This is a genomic window from Shewanella subflava (genome assembly GCF_025971955.1).
Lineage (GTDB): Bacteria > Pseudomonadota > Gammaproteobacteria > Enterobacterales > Shewanellaceae > Shewanella > Shewanella subflava.
In genome coordinates, this window is sequence record NZ_JAPDMX010000028.1 from 193,929 (window position 1) to 212,159 (window position 18,231).

Below are 18,231 nucleotides of genomic sequence, written 5' to 3' on the forward strand. Positions count from 1 at the left end.
TAATTTGAAGCATCAATTACACTCTGTAATTACAGTCAGGTTGTTTGGCTAATTAATTTGGTTACAGCCAAACATGCACATATAGGATGTCGAGGTGGCAATGAGCTCTCCAACAAATCGTAGCGAATGGGAACAACTCGCAAAAAGTCTCACTATTAATGGCAACGCCATGATTAATGGTGAGTATCAATCAGCACAATCGGGTGAAACATTTGATTGTATTAGCCCTGTTGATGGCCGCATGCTAGCTAAAGTCGCCAGTTGCGATTATCAAGATGCCAACAAAGCTGTGGCAAATGCTAAAGCCGTGTTTGAAGCCGGTACATGGTCTGAACTTCCTCCTGTAAAGCGTAAAGCGATTATGATCCGTTTTGCCGAGCTTTTAGAGCAAAATGCAGATGAGCTTGCTTTACTTGAAACCCTCGACATGGGTAAGCCTATTCAGTTTGCCAAAGCGGTTGACGTAGCGGGTGCGGCTCGCGCAATCAGATGGTGTGGTGAAGCCATCGACAAAATTTATGATGAAATAGCCCCTACAGCACACAATGAAATAGGCATGATCACCCGTGAACCTGTTGGCGTCGTTGCTGCCATTGTGCCTTGGAACTTCCCAATGATTATGGCGTGTTGGAAGTTAGGCCCAGCGCTAGCAACGGGTAACAGTGTGGTATTAAAACCTTCTGAAAAGTCACCGTTAACCGCGATAAAAATGGCGCAGCTTGCATTGGATGCAGGGATTCCTAAAGGCGTGCTAAACGTATTACCAGGTTTGGGTCATACTGTCGGTAAAGCATTAGCGTTACATATGGATGTGGATACTTTGGTATTTACTGGCTCAACAAAAATTGCCAAGCAGTTGATGATTTATGCTGGGCAATCAAATATGAAACGTGTTTGGTTAGAGGCGGGTGGAAAAAGCCCGAATATCGTTTTCAATGATGCACCTGATTTGAAAGCCGCGGCGCAAGCTGCAGCCTCTGCTATCGCATTTAATCAAGGTGAAGTGTGTACTGCAGGTTCGCGTTTACTGGTTGAATCTGGCATTAAAGATGAATTGATTCAACTTATTGCTGAAGAGTTAAAATCTTGGCAGCCCGGTCATCCATTAGATCCCGATACGGTTACGGGAGCAATGGTTGATACCCAGCAAATGGAAAACGTTTTAGGCTATATCAAAGCCGGTGAAGATGAAGGTGCAACTTTAGTACAAGGCGGCAAACAAGTAATGGCGGATACCGGTGGTGTGTATGTCCAGCCAACGATATTCTCTGAAGTGAACAACAAAATGACCATCGCCAGCGAAGAGATTTTTGGGCCGGTTTTATCTGTGATCGAATTTGATGGTATGGACGAAGCAATTCAAATTGCTAATGACACCATTTACGGTTTAGCCGCGGGTGTATGGACATCAAATCTTTCTAAAGCGCATAAAACTGCCAAAGCGTTACGCAGCGGAATGGTGTGGATAAACCATTATGATGGTGGCGATATGACTGCGCCATTTGGTGGTTATAAGCAATCAGGAAATGGTCGAGATAAATCGTTGCATGCATTCGACAAGTACACAGAAATTAAAGCTACTTGGATTGCATTGTAATTCATTGACCGTGTAATTCATTTGATTTAAAGCAAGCCCTGTGAGCCTTCATCACAGGGCTTTTTTATTAGCTATTTTCAGGATAAGGTCATTGGTATTCAAGATGCTCTTGAATTGTAAAAACACCTTTGCACTCGGCGTTTTATATGACTCGCTATTAAGATAAAAGCGATTGAATGGATACTGTTTGTGTGCATTTTAACCCTCTCTTAGGTGATATTTATCGATATTTATGCACATTTTGGCTGTTCGTATACTAGGATAGACAGCATCTTACAATTCAGGATCTGTTTAGAATGCTTTCATCACGGTTTTATGTGTTATCGGTGTTAATGGCGGGCGCTTTTCTAGGCTTTATTATCTGGATTATTTATCTTGCCAATACTGGCGCATCGAGTGTGTTTTTCGACTTAATCAAACATATACCTTATGGTGATAAAGTTGGCCATTGCTTATTATTTGGCACCTTAACTTTTTTGGCTAACCTAACGTTAAAGTTCAATACCATCACATTGGGTCGCGTTAGTGCTTATATTGGATCATGCTTAGTGGCCGTGTTTGTGCTGGTAGAAGAGATTAGCCAAGGTTTTATCCCAAGCCGCACTTTAGATGGCGCCGATTTACTTGCTGACGCCCTTGGCATTGCATTATTTAGCTATTTCAGTTGGTTAACCCACAGATTTATACTGTCCTCTTATCAAGGAAAAAATCATGAATAACATTACTGTTTCAACAGCCTGGTTAGTCGAGCATCTAGATGACACCAATTTTATTTTGCTGGATGCCAGTATGGATGTGGTGTTAGGTAAAGAGCCTTTAGTTTATGAACAGTTTAGGTGCATTCCAAATGCGATAAATATGCAGTTGGAACAGGATTTTTTTGATCACCATTCATCCATGTCACATGCCATGCCAACAGTTGAGCAATTTACCCAGGCTGCACAACAACTAGGCATTAACCAAGATAGTGTGGTGGTGATTTATGATAACCAAGGGATGTACTCTGCGCCCAGAGCTTGGTGGACCTTCAAAACCATGGGGTTTGAAAAGGTGTATATTCTTGATGGTGGTTTGCCCCAATGGATGGCTGAAAATTTACCCACAGCAGATCAATATAATACGCCAATCAGAATAGGTAATGTGACCGCAACAGCGCAAACAGGGTACGTTTGTGATAGTGCTACAGTGTTATGCACCTTTGACAAACAGGGGGTCACAATAGTTGATGCCAGAGCAGAGGCAAGATTTAAGGGGTTGGCGCCAGAACCAAGGCCCGGAATTAGAAGCGGCCACATACCTGGGGCGGTCAATTTACCGTTTGCGAACGTGCTTGATGGCTATCGATTAAAATCCCCAATGGCGTTATCAGCTGTGTTTCAGCAAACAGTCAACAATGATGCTGAGCAGCTCATCTTTAGTTGTGGTTCCGGAATTACAGCGTGTATTTTACTGGTTGCGGCTAAAGTGTCTGGTGTACAAAATGTCATGTTATATGACGGTTCTTGGGCGGAGTGGGGGGCCAGCGAAACACTGCCAATTACTGGAGGACAATCTCGCACATAGTGCCGTATTTATGTCTACTTCATCCGCTCCCACTTCACCCGCACTGACGAAGTGCTGTGAAGTCGAAGCGGTTGAAAGCTTGGGTAATATTAAAATATATCTTTAAATCTGTGGTAAAGCATCCCAGCTGCGAGCATTGGCGAGCGAAAATGCGGTCCGCCGGGAAAGGTCATGTGTTTTATTTTATCAAAAATATCAAATCGTTCAGCTTGTTCTGTAATCGCTTCAGCTATCAGTTTGGCAGCCATATGTGTGGCGTTCACGCCATGGCCTGAATACGCTTGAGCATAAAAAATATTCTTGGCATCGGGTAATCGGCCAATTTGCGGCATTCTATTCGCGCCAATACCGATCATGCCTCCCCACTGATAATCTATCTTTACCCCTTTTAACTGCGGGAAAACATGTTCTAAATTAGGTCGCAGTGCCGCTTCGATATTACGGGGATCTTTGCCTGAATAGGTACATAATCCACCAAATAATAAGCGGTTATCTGCCGATAAGTGGAAGTAATCTAATGCTACTCGCATGTCTGCAAAGGCCATATTTTGTGGAATGATCGCCTGGCATTGCTCTGGGGTTAGTGGCTCAGTGGCTAATAAATAACTTCCAGCGGGTAACACTTTACCGCCGACATAATCATTGAGTTTGTGACCAATGTAAGCATTGCCTGCAAGCACTAAAAAGCGGCAGTTAACTTCGCCTTTAGCGGTTTTGACTACAGGTTTATCCCCTTTGTAAATATGTTCTGCAGGACTATTTTCAAAAATTTGTACTCCCATTTCACGTGCAACACGTGCTTCGCCCAGTACTAAATTAAGCGGGTGTAAGTGGCCGCTGCCCATGTCGACTAGTGCACCCTGATAAAAATCTGATTGAATCACTTCACTTGTGTGAGCTTTATCCAGTAGCTTTATTTCATGTTGATAGCCTGCTTGCTTTAAATCGTCAAACTCTTGCGCTAATTCATGCATATGTCGAGGTTTAACGGCAAGATCACAGTAGCCCATTTGTAAATCACACTGAATATGATGTTGTGTTACACGCTGTTTAACAATTTCTACCGCCTCAAAACCCATTTGGGTAATGGCGTTGACACCTTCTGTACCGATCACATTTTTAAATTGGCTAATATCATGGCCTATGCCACGGATCAGTTCGCCGCCATTGCGACCTGAAGCCCCCCAACCTATGCGTTTAGCTTCTAAAACTGCAACGCTAAATCCTTTCTGTGCCAGTTCAATAGCGGTATTAATTCCGCTAAAACCGCCACCGACAATACAGACATCAACGTGAATCGATTCTGTTAATTGTGGATGATTATATAATTCTTTAGCACTATGAAAATAAAAGGAATCTGGGTAGTTATCGCTATGGATAGGTGAAGGTTTTGGCATAGCGTCTCCGACGGTATTTTGTTAAAAGTAAAAAGTCACTGTCAATGGGTACGTTTTAATCGACAGATTGTGCATTTTATTTAACACGGAATTAAGCTAGAATACAATTCCTTTCATCAGTTGATGAAACAGTGTTAAATTTCAGATCCAAAGTAGGTGTTTTGAGCAGGATGTTTTTTCAGGAGAAATAAATTGGATATTGGAGCAAGCTTAAAAGCTGTTCGAAAAATGCGTGGTCTTTCTCAACGTGAATTAGCTAAACGTGCAGGTGTGACGAATAGCACTATTTCTATGATTGAAAAAAACAGTGTCAGTCCTTCTATCAGTTCCTTAAAAAAGGTACTGGCAGGCATCCCTATGTCATTGGTAGAGTTTTTCTCTATTGAAGAAGGTAGAGTGGGCGAGCAAAAAGTGGTTTATCGCTCTGAAGAACTTCTTGATATAGGTACCGGCGATTTAGTGTATAAATTGATTGGTCGAGATTTTCCTAATCGATCTATGTCGCTTATGCTTGAAACCTATCCACCAGGCACCAGTACGGGCGATGACATGCTGCAACATCGTGGTGAGGAAGGGGCATATATTCTCGAGGGAAAAATTGAGCTGACTGTTGCTAATGAAACATTTGTTTTAGAAAAAGGCGACAGTTATTACTTTAACAGTGAACTACCACATCATTTTTCAAACCCATTTTCTGAATCCTGCAAATTAGTTAGCGCCACCACACCTGGCGATTTTTAATCCGATCACATTACCACGGAGCAATTAATGTGCTCTGTGGTATTTCTGCTATTTTTCTTTCAAGTCCTTTCGCTTCAAGACATTGAAGCTTTTTGGCTAATGTAAATAATATTAAGCACATGATTGTTCGATATTCTGAATGGTTGTTATGCAGAAAGTATTGTTTTTCACCCTAATATATATTCTTAATTTTCATTAAATTGCCTTTTAATAACCATTTACTCTTAACTTTAGTACGTTTGAAGCGTTTTGTTTGGTTAGAATAATAAAAGTGAATTCAGTTGCATTATTGCTATTGCCTAGTTTCAAAATTAGGTGTAGTGTGTGAAAAAATGAACACAAAATATTGGTTTATTGAGTCCGTCATCGGTTGTAGATGTATGGTAAAGCTGACAACTCAATAGGCAATAAACTTCCAAACAGATTGAAAGGAACACTGCGTTTACGCAGTTCAAGTAGGTGTGATATGTCTTTGTCAAATGTCCCAATGATTGGGGTCGTGGCATGTAATCAACAAATAGGGTTACACCCATTTAATATTGTGGGTGAAAAATATCTTCTTAGCGTAGTGAATGGAGCAAAGGGATTCCCCATAGTTATCCCTTCACTCGGTATAGATTTACCCACCCAAGCGTTACTTTCTCGTTTAGATGGCATCTTATTTACAGGATCTCCTTCTAACGTCGAACCACATCACTATCAAGGCCCAAGCAGTGCTGAGGGTACTCACCACGACCCTAAACGTGATGCGACTACTTTACCGTTAATTCGAGCTGCTATTGATGCTGGTGTTCCAGTGTTAGGTATTTGCCGTGGCTTTCAAGAGATGAACGTGGTGTTCGGTGGTAGCTTGCACCAAAAATTGCATGAAGTTGGCCAATATATTGAACATCGTGAAGATAAAAATGCCCCACTTGATGTGCAGTACGGCTTGTCACATAAAATCGATATTGTTCCGGGTGGATTGCTCCACGATGCATGGGGCTGTGACTTTGCAGAAGTGAATTCTGTTCATACTCAAGGTGTCGATCGTTTGGGTAAAGGGTTACAGCCAGAAGCACATGCTCCAGATGGATTGGTAGAGGCATTCTCTGTTAAAGAGGCACAAGCCTTCGCACTAGCGGTACAGTGGCATCCTGAGTGGAAAGTACAAGATAACCAGTTTTATTCGTCAATTTTTGATGCATTCGGCAACGCCTGCCGTTTACATGCTGCTAAACGAGAGAAATAACAAATGGATAAGTTAATTAAGTTTTTAAAAGATAGAAAAATTACAGAAGTAGAATGTGTTATTAGTGATATGACGGGCATTGCCCGCGGTAAAATTGCACCGGTTGATAAGTTTATCGATGAAAAAGGCATGCGCCTTCCAGAAAGTGTGCTGTTACAAACCGTGACGGGTGATTTTATCGATGACAGTATTTTTTACTCGTTACTTGATGATGCCGATATTGATTTTGTTTGTGTTCCTGATGAAGACGCCGTGTTCATGCTACCTTGGACCGTTGAAGCTACCGCACAAGTGATACATGATTGTTATGATCGTATGGGCAACCCAATTGAACTTTCGCCACGTAACGTGCTGAAAAAAGTGCTTAAACTTTATGAAGATAAAGGTTGGGAGCCTGTCATTGCGCCAGAAATGGAGTTTTATTTAACTCAGCGTAGTGACGATCACGACTTACCACTTAAGCCTCCAGTTGGTCGCTCTGGTCGTCCAGAAGCCGGTCGTCAGTCTTTCTCAATTGATGCAGCTAACGAATATGATCCATTATTTGAAGACATGTATGATTGGTGTGAAGCCCAGGGCTTAGATATTGATACCTTGATCCATGAAGATGGCCCTGCACAAATGGAGATTAACTTCAGCCATGGTAATCCATTAGCATTAGCTGACCAAGTGTTCATCTTTAAACGCACCCTAAAAGAAGCAGCATTAAAGCATAACGTTTGTGCTACGTTTATGGCTAAGCCGGTCACCGACGAGCCAGGTAGTGCGATGCATATTCACCAAAGTGTGATTGATAAGAAAACCGGCAAAAACATTTTCACTAAAGAAGATGGTACCCAAAGCCAGTTATTCTTGAATTACATTGCTGGTTTACAAACGTATATTCCTGAACTGTTACCTTTAATGGCGCCAAGCGCAAACTCGTTCCGTCGTTTTTTACCTGGCACATCAGCGCCAGTAAACTTAGAGTGGGGTGTTGAAAACCGCACTTGTGGTTTACGAATTCCTGAGTCTTCACCACAAAATCGTCGTATTGAAAACCGTATACCAGGCGCCGATGCGAACTGTTATTTAACCATCGCAGCTAGTTTATTATGTGGCTTTATTGGTATGGAAAAAGGTTTACGTCCATCAACGCCTGTGACAGGTCGTTCAAACGAAAGTCGTACTAATAATGAATATTGTTTACCACTCACGTTAGAAGAAGCGTTAATGGCAATGCAAGACAGTGAAGCTTGTATTGAATACCTAGGTCAATCATTCACCACAGGGTTTGTGGCGGTGAAGCAAGCTGAGTTAGAGAACTTCCGTCGCGTGGTCAGTTCTTGGGAACGTGAGTTCTTATTGTTAACGGTTTAAGCCTAACCGAGACATTTCAGTGATTTGCATTTTTGATTGAAGCGCTGGCAATAGTGGTTTATTGCCAGCGATAAAGGAACGGGTATGACAGACTTAACAAAATTACAGCAAGCTGATCAAGCGCATTTTATTCATCCATTTACTGACTCTAAAAGCCTTGGCGAAAAAGGTACCCGCGTGATTGAACGTGCCGAAGGCGTTTACATTTGGGATGTACAAGGTCATAAGTTACTGGATGGAATGGCAGGGCTTTGGTGTGTGAATGTGGGTTATGGCAGACAGTCTATTGTCGATGCTGTGAGTAAGCAAATGCAGCAACTACCTTATTACAACAGCTTCTTTCAATGTACGCATCCTCCGGCAATAGAACTGGCAAAAACGATTGCTGAATTAGCGCCAAAGCATATGAATAATGTGTTTTTTACTGGTTCAGGATCAGAGTCAAATGATACTAACTTGCGTATGGTGCGCCGTTATTGGGACTTGAAAGGGCAACCTAACAAGAAAACCATTATTAGTCGCCATAATGCCTATCACGGTTCTACCGTAGCGGGGGCAAGTTTAGGCGGAATGTCTGGTATGCACGAACAAGGTGATTTACCTATCCCTAAAATAGTGCATATTGCGCAACCCTACTGGTATCAAGAAGGCGGAGATTTAACCCCTGAGGCATTCGGTTTAAAAGCGGCACAAGCGCTAGAAACTGAAATTTTAGCCTTGGGTGAAGACAATGTTGCGGCCTTCATTGCTGAGCCATTTCAGGGGGCGGGTGGAGTCATTATTCCTCCATCAACATACTGGCCTGAAATTAAACGTATTTTAGCTAAATATGATATTTTGCTTATTCTTGATGAAGTGATCAGTGGTTTTGGTCGAACAGGCCATTGGTTCGCGGCCGAGTATTTTGATTTACAACCGGATTTGATTTCGATTGCCAAGGGCATGACGTCTGGATACATGCCAATGGGTGGCGTAATAATTGCAGATAGAGTTGCTGATGTTATCAAGCAACAATGTGGTGAGTTTACCCATGGTTATACTTATTCAGGGCATCCTGTTGCAGCAGCAGCCGCACTAGAAAATATTAATATCATCAAGCAAGAAAAGTTGGTTGAAAAAGTGGGCGCTGAAATCGCACCTTATTTCCAACAGTCTTTACAACAATTAGCTGAGCATCCATTAGTGGGTGAAGTGCGCGGCTTAGGCTTGGTTGGGGCAATTGAGCTTGTGCAAAATAAAGCTAAGCGTCAACGTTACCCGTCAAACATTGGCGTGGGAACCTGGTGCCGCGATGCCTGTATTAAGCATGGTTTAGTGATGCGTTCCGTTGGCGATACTATGATTATTTCGCCGCCGTTAGTGATTACTAAAGCACAAATAGATGAGTTAATTGAAAAAGCCTTACTCGCGTTAAATGATACATATACCCAGTGTTTATCGATAAAATAGCGAATAGACTGGCTTTAAGTTTTGAATAATAATATCAACCGAATGAATGTTTATGAGCAAGTAGTGATTTTTTAATCAGTTAGAGTATCACTGTCTAGTAATTGAAAAGGTTTTTGATAGAATCCAAAAAGTTATGGCATTTACATTTTGCTGTGATGTTACCGATGCAGAAATACGATGTAGCATTGGATAATTTCCTTTTTATAAGGGAATGATAATAACGCTTTAAAAGCGAAAAACTGTCAGCTCAGATCTGACCATTATCCAAGTAAGGGAGAACATATGAAGCTACTGAACAAACTGTCTACCATCGCGCTTATGTCAGCGTCGGTATTTGCTAGCACAACGCTGCATGCTGAAGAAGTGGTAAAGATGTATAACTGGTCTGATTATATTGCTGAAGATACCTTAGCAAACTTTGAAAAAGAGACTGGTATTCGCGTTATTTATGACGTTTTTGATAGCAACGAAGTGCTTGAAGCTAAATTGCTTTCAGGACGCAGCGGTTATGACATCGTTGTGCCTTCAAATCACTTTTTAGCTAAGCAAGTTAAAGCTGGGGCTTTTCAAAAGCTTGATCGCGCTAAGTTGACTAATTATGCCAACTTAAAGCCTGATTTAATGAAGCAACTAGAAAAAGCCGATCCTGCAAACGAGCATGCTGTCCCTTATTTATGGGGTACAAATGGCATCGGTTACAACATCGATAAAGTCAAAGCGGTGTTAGGTGAAGATGCGCCATTTGATTCATTAGAACTTATCTTTAATCCTAAGTATGCAGAAAAAATCGCATCATGTGGTTTCTCAATGTTAGATTCTGCTGATGATATGTTGCCTCAGGCACTTATTTACTTGGGCTTAGATCCAAACAGTAAAAATCCAGCGGACTATGAAAAAGCGGCTGAAGTACTGGCTAAAGTACGTCCATACATCACTTACTTCCACTCATCACGTTATATCTCTGACTTAGCGAATGGCGATATTTGTGTTGCGTTTGGATTCTCTGGTGATGTGTTCCAGGCTGCGGCTCGTGCAGATGAAGCAGGAAACGGCAATAAAATTGGTTATTCAATTCCAAAAGAAGGTGCAAACCTTTGGTTTGATATGTTAGCCATCCCACAAGATGCGACTAACGTTGAAAATGCGCATAAGTTTATCAATTACTTATTGCGCCCAGAAGTTATTGCACCGATCACTAACTATGTTGCTTACGCTAATCCAAATACTCCAGCACAGGATTTAGTCGATGAGTCAATCAAGAACGACCCAGCTATTTATCCGTCACAAGCGGTAATTGATAAGCTTTACATTGGTGATATTCGTCCAATGAAAATTCAACGTGTTGTGACACGCGCGTGGACTAAAGTGAAATCTGGTCAGTAATCAGGTTTTATAGTCGGGCGAGGAAACTCGCCCGACTTAATGTAGTCTTTCATCAATCAGATTTTAATGTTTCATGTAACCCCAAATAATAATCAATGTTACAGAACACATACTCCAAATAGGCGGAGCAGTATTATGGTAAACACCTCGGGCGTCACTAATAAACCAACCACAAAGACGCAAGATAAAGTACTTCTCAAAATTGATCGTGTTAGTAAGCTTTTTGATGATGTCCGTGCAGTTGATAATGTGTCATTGACCATCAATCAAGGTGAGATTTTCGCTTTATTGGGCGGTTCAGGATCGGGTAAATCAACTTTGCTACGTATGTTAGCGGGTTTTGATAAACCGACTGAAGGCCGAATTTTTCTAGACGGTGTAGATATCACCGACATGCCTCCATACGAACGTCCAATCAATATGATGTTCCAGTCTTACGCATTATTTCCACACATGACGGTTGAGCAGAATATCGCTTTTGGTCTTAAACAAGACAAAATGCCTAAGGCCGAGATAGCTCAGCGCGTTGAAGAAATGCTCAAGCTAGTGCATATGGAAAAATATGCTAAGCGTAAGCCACACCAGTTATCAGGCGGTCAGCGTCAGCGTGTGGCTTTAGCTCGCTCGTTAGCTAAACGTCCCAAATTACTGTTACTTGATGAGCCAATGGGCGCATTAGATAAAAAACTCCGTACGCAAATGCAGCTTGAAGTAGTCGATATTCTTGAAGCAGTAGGTGTAACGTGCGTGATGGTAACCCATGACCAAGAAGAAGCCATGACCATGGCGGGCCGGATCGCTATTATGAATGAGGGTTGGATTGCTCAAACGGGCAGCCCAATGGACATTTATGAAGCGCCAAATAGCCGCATGGTGGCTGAATTTATCGGTACGGTTAACTTATTCAAAGGCGATATTATTGAAGATGAAGCTGACCACGCCATCATCAAATCGCCCACATTAAAGCAGCCTTTCTATATTGGCCATGGTATTTCTACCAGTTTAGATAACAAGTCCGTATTACTTGCTGTTCGTCCAGAGAAAACCATCATTACCCGAGAGCAACCCGAGGGTGAATATAACTGGGCAAGAGGTGTGGTACATGACATCGCTTATTTGGGGGGGATTTCAGTATTTTATATCAAACTGAGAAACAACCAAATTGTTCAGTGTTCTATGGCCAACCGTGAGCGTCGTGCCGATAACCCAACTTGGGAAGATGAAGTGTATATCAGCTGGGAAGATACTAGCGGGGTGGTATTAAACTCATGATAAATCCATTTAAGCGCCTAAGAGGCCGACATCTCACGATAGGCATGCCCTATTTGTGGCTACTGATGTTTTTTGCGTTACCGTTTGCCATCGTGCTTAAGTTGAGTCTTTCAACTGCTGCGATTGCCATACCGCCCTATGAAGCGACGTTTAGCTATGTTGATGAAACGTTATCTATTTTTCTGAATTTAGGTAACTACTTCCTCTTATTACAAGACTCCATGTATTACATGGCGTATTTAACGTCACTCAAAATGGCATTTATTGCCACTATTGGCTGTTTAATTCTGGGGTTTCCTATGGCTTATGCTATTGCCAGAGCCCCCTCAAGATTTCAGCCGGTACTGCTGTTATTAGTTATGTTGCCTTCTTGGACCTCGTTTTTGATTCGAGTGTATGCTTGGATGGGAATTTTAAGTAATACAGGGTTAATTAATAACTTCTTAATGTGGTTAGGGGTTATTTCTGAACCGATTCAAATGCTGAACACCAATTTTGCAGTCTATATCGGTATTGTTTACGCCTATCTACCGTTTATGATTTTGCCGCTATATGCCACCTTGGTGAAGATGGATATGAGCTTAATTGAAGCCGCATCTGATTTAGGTTCAAGCAGTTTCAATACATTCTGGAAAATCACCTTGCCTTTAGCAATGGGCGGCGTGGTAGCGGGGTCAATGTTGGTGTTTATTCCTGCTGTCGGCGAGTTTGTTATTCCTGAATTGTTAGGTGGCCCTGATTCATTAATGATTGGTAAGGTGCTGTGGCAAGAGTTCTTTAATAACCGCGATTGGCCTGTAGCGTCATCACTGGCGATTGTGATGCTTGCACTGCTTATTGTGCCCATTACCTTGTTCCATAGATATCAGTCACGCAGCATGGAGAACGATGCATGAAGAAGTTAAGTTTCTCTAAAGTAATGCTATGGTTTGGCTTGCTATTCTTATATGCGCCAATGTTTATTTTGGTTATTTATTCTTTTAACGAATCTAAGCTTGTGACGGTATGGAGTGGTTTTTCAGCTAAATGGTACGGCGAATTATTTCGTGATGAGCAAATCTTAGATGCAGTATGGGTGAGTTTACGTATTGCATTTTACAGTGCCACTATGGCGGTCATTATTGGCACTATGGCTGCATTTGTCATGACACGATTCCGTCGTTCATGGGCTAAGTTAACCTTATCAAACATGATCACCGCACCGCTGGTAATGCCTGAAGTGATCACCGGTTTGTCATTGTTGCTGCTTTTTGTTCAAATGGCAGACACATTTGGCTGGCCTGCTGAGCGTGGCATGTTAACCGTATGGATAGCACATTCAACATTCTGTGCAGCCTATGTTGCGGTGGTGGTGTCGTCACGGTTACGTGAGTTAGATCAGTCAATTGAAGAGGCTGCCATGGATTTAGGGGCTACCCCACTAAAAACCTTCTTCTTGATTACTGTGCCAATGATCGCCCCCGCATTAATTGCCGGCTGGTTATTGTCATTCAGTTTATCGTTAGATGATTTAGTTATTGCTAGCTTTGCATCGGGTCCAGGATCAACAACCTTGCCGATGGTGGTGTTTTCCTCAGTGCGTTTAGGTGTTTCACCTAAGATTAACGCCCTCGCGACGATTATCATTCTAGCGGTATCTTTAGTGGCTTTCTTGTCATGGTACTTGACCAGACGCGCAGAGAGAAAAGCCAAAGAAGCAATGGAATCTTAATTTCATTGTGATAAAAAAAGCGCGTGATGATTCAAGCGATTGGATAATCTACGCGCTTTTTTATTGATTGTTTTCTTCTAAAACACTTAACTTCTCAGGCTGATACTCCGCCATAGAAGCAAATTTATACCAAACACTTTGGGTATAAGCCTAAATCTTTCAAATCATACTAATACAATTTAGCGCTAAGAAAGATTGTCTTATTTTGAGTGTTTAATATTTTCAACAAACTGTAAATAATCATGCCTTTTTTGCTAGTTTTTATTTTAGCCTAGGTGTAGGATTAGACAGTTGTATTTTGCAATGTACATATAAGGGAAATGCTATGTCCGCGACACCTCATGCTAGTTCATATTATGCCGCATCGGCCAACGATAAAGTGGAGCGTCCTAGACTTGAATCATCAATAGAAACAGATGTTTGTATTGTTGGTGCAGGTTACACAGGTTTGTCTTCTGCGCTACATCTTTTAGAAAGCGGTATGAAGGTTGTGGTACTTGAAGCAGCCCGTATCGGTTGGGGAGCATCTGGTCGAAATGGTGGTCAGATCGTTAACTCTTTTAGCCGTGATATCGACAGCATTGAAAAAGTAGTTGGTAAAGAACAAGCAAAACTTTTTGGTCAAATGGCATTTGAAGGCGGACGTATCATTCGCGAACGTATTGCCAAATATAATATTGATTGTGATTTAAAAGATGGTGGTGTTTTTGCTGCCATGAATAAAAAACAAATGGGTCATTTACACGATCAAAAAAAGCTATGGGAAACCCATGGTCACAATCACCAACTTGAAATCTTAGATCAAGATGCCATTCGTAAAGTTGTTGATACTGATTTATACGTCGGTGGCTTGTTAGATAAAAGTGGTGGCCACATCCACCCACTTAATTTGGCGTTAGGTGAAGCGCGTGCTGTTGAATCATTAGGCGGGTTAATTTTTGAAGACTCTGCTGTCATTGATATTGACGATGGGTCTTCACCCGTTGTGCGCACTGCTCATGGCCAAGTGAAATGTAAATTTGTGATTGTTGCTGGTAACGCCTATTTAGGTAAGTTATTACCAGAGTTACATGCTAAATCAATGCCTTGTGGCACACAGGTGGTAACCACAGAACCGCTTTCAGATGAACTGGCTGCCAGCATTTTACCGCAAGATTACTGCGTAGAAGATTGTAATTACTTGCTTGATTATTATCGTTTAAGCGGAGATAAACGCCTAATTTTTGGTGGTGGAGTGGTATATGGTGCTCGTGATCCTGCCAACATCAAAGCGCTTATTGAACCGAAATTATTGAAAACCTTCCCGCAATTAAAAGACGTAAAAATCGACTATGCCTGGACAGGTAATTTCTTAATGACCTTATCGCGTTTACCGCAAGTAGGGCGTATTGGTCATAATATTTATTACTCACAAGGTTGTAGTGGCCATGGTGTTACTTACACCCATTTAGCCGGTAAGTTATTGGCTGAAATGCTCAACGGTCAAGCTACCCGATTTGATGCCTTTGCGGCATTGCCGCATTATCCGTTCCCTGGAGGGCACGCATTAAGAGTGCCGTTTAGTGCACTGGGTGCTTGGTATTACACAATGCGCGATAAGTTCGGCATTTAACTTCGGATTATTGAGATTAAGGAGATCGTCATGGTGTTAAATGATCCAAGCTTATTACAAGATCAATGTTACATCGATGGTCAATGGGTTAGTGCTAACTCGGGTGAAACCATTGCAATAGCTAACCCGGCCAATCATGAGATTATCGGCCACGTACCCGTTATGGGCGCGACTGAAACTTTGGTTGCCATTGAGGCAGCCAATAAAGCATTACCGGCTTGGCGAGCACTCACAGCCAAAGAGCGCAGCAGTAAGTTGCGACGTTGGTTTGAGCTATTAATTGAAAATGCAGATGATCTTGCGTTGTTAATGACAACCGAGCAAGGCAAGCCTTTAGCTGAAGCCAGAGGCGAAGTGGCCTATGCCGCTTCATTTATTGAATGGTTTGCTGAAGAAGCTAAACGTGTTTATGGGGATACTATCCCAGGGCATCAAGCAGATAAAAGGCTAACCGTTATCAAGCAACCGGTTGGTGTTACGGCGGCGATTACCCCATGGAACTTTCCTGCGGCTATGATCACTCGTAAAGCGGCGCCTGCATTGGCGGCAGGTTGTACTATGGTGGTTAAACCTGCACCGCAAACACCGTTTACCGCTTTAGCGTTGGCTGAGCTGGCTCATCGAGCGGGTATTCCTGCCGGTGTCTTTAGTGTGGTAACCGGTGATGCAATTGCTATTGGTAACACCCTTTGTGACAGTCCGATTGTGCGTAAGTTATCGTTTACGGGCTCAACCGCAGTGGGCATTAAGCTTATGCAGCAATGTGCTCCTACGCTTAAAAAGATGTCTTTAGAATTGGGTGGCAATGCACCGTTCATCGTATTTGATGATGCTGATTTAGATGCAGCCGTTGATGGCGCCATGATAGCTAAATACCGTAATGCTGGACAAACCTGTGTTTGTGCGAATCGCATATACGTGCAAGCGGGCGTTTATGATGCTTTCATTCAAAAATTTGCCGAGGCTGTCAGTAAGTTGAAAGTAGGTGCAGGTACCGAACAAGGTGTCACGACGGGACCATTAATTAATGCAGATGCAGTGACTAAAGTACAACGGCATTTAGATGATGCCGTTAGCAAAGGTGCGAGCATTGTTGTTGGCGGAAAACCGCATAATTTAGGCGGTTACTTTTTTGAACCCACTATCATGCGCGATGTAGATAAAAGCATGTTAGTGGCCCGTGAAGAAACCTTCGGCCCATTAGCTCCTGTATTCAAATTTGAATCTGTTGATGATGTTATCAAACAAGCCAATGATACTGAGTTTGGTTTAGCCGCTTATTTTTATGGCCGTGATATCTCATTGGTATACAAAGTGGCAGAAGCGCTTGAATATGGCATGGTCGGGGTTAACACGGGATTAATCTCTAATGAAGTCGCACCATTTGGCGGCATTAAGTCTTCTGGTTTAGGCCGCGAAGGTTCTAAATTTGGCATCGAGGAATACCTCGAAATGAAATATATCTGCATGTCGGTGTAGTCCGCATCAAGGGGAGTAGGCAATGAGTAAAACAAACGAAGGATTAATGGCCCGTCGCCAAGCTGCGGTCGCTCAAGGTGTGGGGCAAATTCACCCAATTTTTACCCAGCGTGCGGAAAATGCCACGGTATGGGATGTTGAAGGTCGCGAGTATATTGATTTTGCTGGTGGCATTGCGGTGTTAAACACAGGACATTTGCACCCAAAAGTGAAAGCGGCAGTACAAGCACAATTAAATGATTTCTCGCACACTTGTTTTATGGTGTTGGGCTATGAAAACTATGTTGAAGTATGTGAAAAACTCAATCATTTAGTGCCAGGCGATTTTGCTAAAAAGACCGCCTTATTTACAAGCGGTTCAGAAGCGGTTGAGAATGCGGTTAAAGTTGCTCGAGCTTATACCAAGCGTTCGGGGGTGATAGCGTTTACCTCAGGATACCATGGTCGCACTATGGCAGCTTTGGCCTTAACGGGTAAAGTTGCGCCATACAGTAAAGGCATGGGGTTAATGTCGGCTAACGTATTTCGTGCTGAATTTCCTTGTGAGTTACATGGCGTATCTGAAGATGCTGCCATGGCTTCAATTGAGCGTATTTTTAAAAATGATGCCGAGCCAAGCGATATCGCGGCAATCATACTCGAGCCTGTTCAAGGTGAAGGGGGATTCTACGCAGCATCACCAAGCTTTATGCAGCGTTTACGTCAATTGTGTGATACCCATGGGATTATGCTTATTGCAGATGAAGTGCAAACAGGAGCTGGTCGTACTGGCACTTTCTTTGCGATGGAGCAAATGGGCGTAGCACCTGATATTACCACTTTTGCGAAATCCATAGCCGGTGGTTTCCCATTATCGGGTATTACAGGCCGTGCAGAGGTCATGGATGCGATTGCACCAGGCGGTTTAGGTGGCACTTACGGCGGTAGTCCGCTGGCATGTGCTGCGGCATTAGCGGTCATTGAAGTTTTTGAACAAGAAAAACTCCTTGATCGTGCCAATCGCTTAGGCGACCACATCAAAGCATCGGTTGCTGCAATGCAAAGCAAATATAAGCAAATTGCTGAGGTACGTGGTTTAGGCGCAATGATTGCCATTGAGTTAATGGAAAATGGCCAGCCTGCCCCGCAATATTGTCCCAAGGTGTTAGCCGAAGCGCGAAATCGAGGGTTGATTTTACTGTCTTGTGGTACCTACGGAAATGTTCTACGTGTGTTAGTGCCTCTAACGGCGCCCGATGCGCAAGTGGATGCCGGTTTAGCTATTATGGATGAAGTCTTTAATGTTGTTTTTAATGGGTAAATCCCATTAGGCCTGCAAAATTTTCAAGCCCTATTCACAAATAGGGCTTTTTTGTTTCTTTGTCTCTCATTTTCAAGAATCTAGACTATACTAAAGTGTGTAAGTGGCAATTTTTAGCTAAACAATAAAAATGATAA

15 protein-coding genes are annotated in these 18,231 nt (G+C 42.5%); 14 read left to right on the plus strand and 1 reads right to left on the minus strand.

From position 1 onward, the window contains the following. Window positions 1-100 precede the first annotated feature (100 nt). From OHT75_RS12540 to OHT75_RS12550, 3 genes are all read left to right on the plus strand, one after another. Window positions 101-1,597 (plus strand): aldehyde dehydrogenase, encoded by a 1,497-nt coding sequence (locus OHT75_RS12540; protein ID WP_264727096.1) that lies wholly within the window; start codon window positions 101-103, stop codon window positions 1,595-1,597. Between the two features lie 296 nt (window positions 1,598-1,893). Further along, the gene (locus OHT75_RS12545) at window positions 1,894-2,316 is read left to right on the plus strand and encodes a VanZ family protein (RefSeq protein ID WP_264727098.1); all 423 of its coding nucleotides are present in this window, start codon (window positions 1,894-1,896) and stop codon (window positions 2,314-2,316) included. Then, complete coding sequence (locus tag OHT75_RS12550; RefSeq protein WP_264727100.1) at window positions 2,309-3,160, plus strand: sulfurtransferase; 852 nt, start codon at window positions 2,309-2,311, stop codon at window positions 3,158-3,160. The genes OHT75_RS12545 and OHT75_RS12550 overlap by 8 nt, the downstream gene beginning before the upstream one ends. Window positions 3,161-3,249: 89 nt before the next feature. Here OHT75_RS12550 and OHT75_RS12555 read toward each other — a convergent pair whose 3' ends face one another. Beyond that, window positions 3,250-4,557 (minus strand): NAD(P)/FAD-dependent oxidoreductase, encoded by a 1,308-nt coding sequence (locus OHT75_RS12555; RefSeq protein ID WP_264727102.1) that lies wholly within the window; start codon window positions 4,555-4,557, stop codon window positions 3,250-3,252. A 192-nt stretch (window positions 4,558-4,749) separates the two neighbouring features. Here OHT75_RS12555 and OHT75_RS12560 point away from each other — a divergent pair, with 192 nt between their 5' ends. From OHT75_RS12560 to gabT, 11 genes are all read left to right on the plus strand, one after another. Beyond that, a complete protein-coding gene (locus tag OHT75_RS12560; protein ID WP_264727104.1) occupies window positions 4,750-5,298 on the plus strand; it encodes a cupin domain-containing protein in 549 nt (182 codons plus the stop codon). A 466-nt stretch (window positions 5,299-5,764) separates the two neighbouring features. Continuing rightward, entirely contained in the window at window positions 5,765-6,529 is a 765-nt protein-coding gene (locus OHT75_RS12565; protein WP_264727106.1) for a gamma-glutamyl-gamma-aminobutyrate hydrolase family protein, read from the plus strand. 3 nt (window positions 6,530-6,532) lie between these two features. Then, window positions 6,533-7,888: a glutamine synthetase family protein gene (locus tag OHT75_RS12570; protein ID WP_264727108.1), complete on the plus strand. Its 1,356-nt coding sequence runs from the start codon at window positions 6,533-6,535 to the stop codon at window positions 7,886-7,888. A gap of 84 nt (window positions 7,889-7,972) precedes the next feature. After that, a complete protein-coding gene (locus OHT75_RS12575; protein ID WP_264727110.1) occupies window positions 7,973-9,337 on the plus strand; it encodes an aspartate aminotransferase family protein in 1,365 nt (454 codons plus the stop codon). Between the two features lie 282 nt (window positions 9,338-9,619). Then, window positions 9,620-10,720, plus strand: a complete 1,101-nt coding sequence (locus OHT75_RS12580) for a polyamine ABC transporter substrate-binding protein (RefSeq protein ID WP_319803638.1) — start codon at window positions 9,620-9,622, stop codon at window positions 10,718-10,720. A 135-nt stretch (window positions 10,721-10,855) separates the two neighbouring features. Further along, window positions 10,856-11,992 carry a polyamine ABC transporter ATP-binding protein gene (potA, locus tag OHT75_RS12585; protein WP_264727112.1) on the plus strand — a complete coding sequence of 379 codons (1,137 nt, stop codon included), beginning with the start codon at window positions 10,856-10,858 and terminating at the stop codon, window positions 11,990-11,992. Continuing rightward, complete coding sequence (locus OHT75_RS12590) at window positions 11,989-12,888, plus strand: ABC transporter permease subunit (RefSeq protein WP_264727114.1); 900 nt, start codon at window positions 11,989-11,991, stop codon at window positions 12,886-12,888. The genes potA and OHT75_RS12590 overlap by 4 nt, the downstream gene beginning before the upstream one ends. Further along, a complete protein-coding gene (locus OHT75_RS12595; RefSeq protein WP_264727116.1) occupies window positions 12,885-13,703 on the plus strand; it encodes an ABC transporter permease subunit in 819 nt (272 codons plus the stop codon). Before OHT75_RS12590 ends, OHT75_RS12595 begins: the two co-directional genes overlap by 4 nt. A 325-nt stretch (window positions 13,704-14,028) precedes the next feature. After that, entirely contained in the window at window positions 14,029-15,315 is a 1,287-nt protein-coding gene (locus tag OHT75_RS12600) for an NAD(P)/FAD-dependent oxidoreductase (RefSeq protein ID WP_264727119.1), read from the plus strand. A gap of 30 nt (window positions 15,316-15,345) precedes the next feature. Further along, window positions 15,346-16,794, plus strand: coding sequence for an NADP-dependent succinate-semialdehyde dehydrogenase (gene gabD / locus OHT75_RS12605; RefSeq protein ID WP_264727121.1), 1,449 nt, complete (start codon window positions 15,346-15,348; stop codon window positions 16,792-16,794). A gap of 22 nt (window positions 16,795-16,816) precedes the next feature. Beyond that, entirely contained in the window at window positions 16,817-18,094 is a 1,278-nt protein-coding gene (gene gabT / locus OHT75_RS12610) for a 4-aminobutyrate--2-oxoglutarate transaminase (RefSeq protein WP_264727123.1), read from the plus strand. The last annotated feature ends 137 nt before the right edge of the window (window positions 18,095-18,231 follow it).

Excerpts from the sequence above, each read along its gene's own strand:
- OHT75_RS12545 (WP_264727098.1), top strand. The coding sequence starts at position 1,894 with ATGCTTTCATCACGGTTTTATGTGTTATCGGTGTTAATGGCGGGCGCT.
- OHT75_RS12565 (WP_264727106.1), top strand. The coding sequence starts at position 5,765 with ATGTCTTTGTCAAATGTCCCAATGATTGGGGTCGTGGCATGTAATCAA.
- OHT75_RS12570 (WP_264727108.1), top strand. The coding sequence starts at position 6,533 with ATGGATAAGTTAATTAAGTTTTTAAAAGATAGAAAAATTACAGAAGTA.
- OHT75_RS12580 (WP_319803638.1), top strand. The coding sequence starts at position 9,620 with ATGAAGCTACTGAACAAACTGTCTACCATCGCGCTTATGTCAGCGTCG.
- OHT75_RS12575 (WP_264727110.1), top strand. The coding sequence starts at position 7,973 with ATGACAGACTTAACAAAATTACAGCAAGCTGATCAAGCGCATTTTATT.
- gabT (WP_264727123.1), top strand. The coding sequence starts at position 16,817 with ATGAGTAAAACAAACGAAGGATTAATGGCCCGTCGCCAAGCTGCGGTC.
- OHT75_RS12550 (WP_264727100.1), top strand. The coding sequence starts at position 2,309 with ATGAATAACATTACTGTTTCAACAGCCTGGTTAGTCGAGCATCTAGAT.
- OHT75_RS12600 (WP_264727119.1), top strand. The coding sequence starts at position 14,029 with ATGTCCGCGACACCTCATGCTAGTTCATATTATGCCGCATCGGCCAAC.
- OHT75_RS12555 (WP_264727102.1), bottom strand. The coding sequence starts at position 4,557 with ATGCCAAAACCTTCACCTATCCATAGCGATAACTACCCAGATTCCTTT.
- potA (WP_264727112.1), top strand. The coding sequence starts at position 10,856 with ATGGTAAACACCTCGGGCGTCACTAATAAACCAACCACAAAGACGCAA.
- OHT75_RS12595 (WP_264727116.1), top strand. The coding sequence starts at position 12,885 with ATGAAGAAGTTAAGTTTCTCTAAAGTAATGCTATGGTTTGGCTTGCTA.
- OHT75_RS12540 (WP_264727096.1), top strand. The coding sequence starts at position 101 with ATGAGCTCTCCAACAAATCGTAGCGAATGGGAACAACTCGCAAAAAGT.
- gabD (WP_264727121.1), top strand. The coding sequence starts at position 15,346 with ATGGTGTTAAATGATCCAAGCTTATTACAAGATCAATGTTACATCGAT.
- OHT75_RS12590 (WP_264727114.1), top strand. The coding sequence starts at position 11,989 with ATGATAAATCCATTTAAGCGCCTAAGAGGCCGACATCTCACGATAGGC.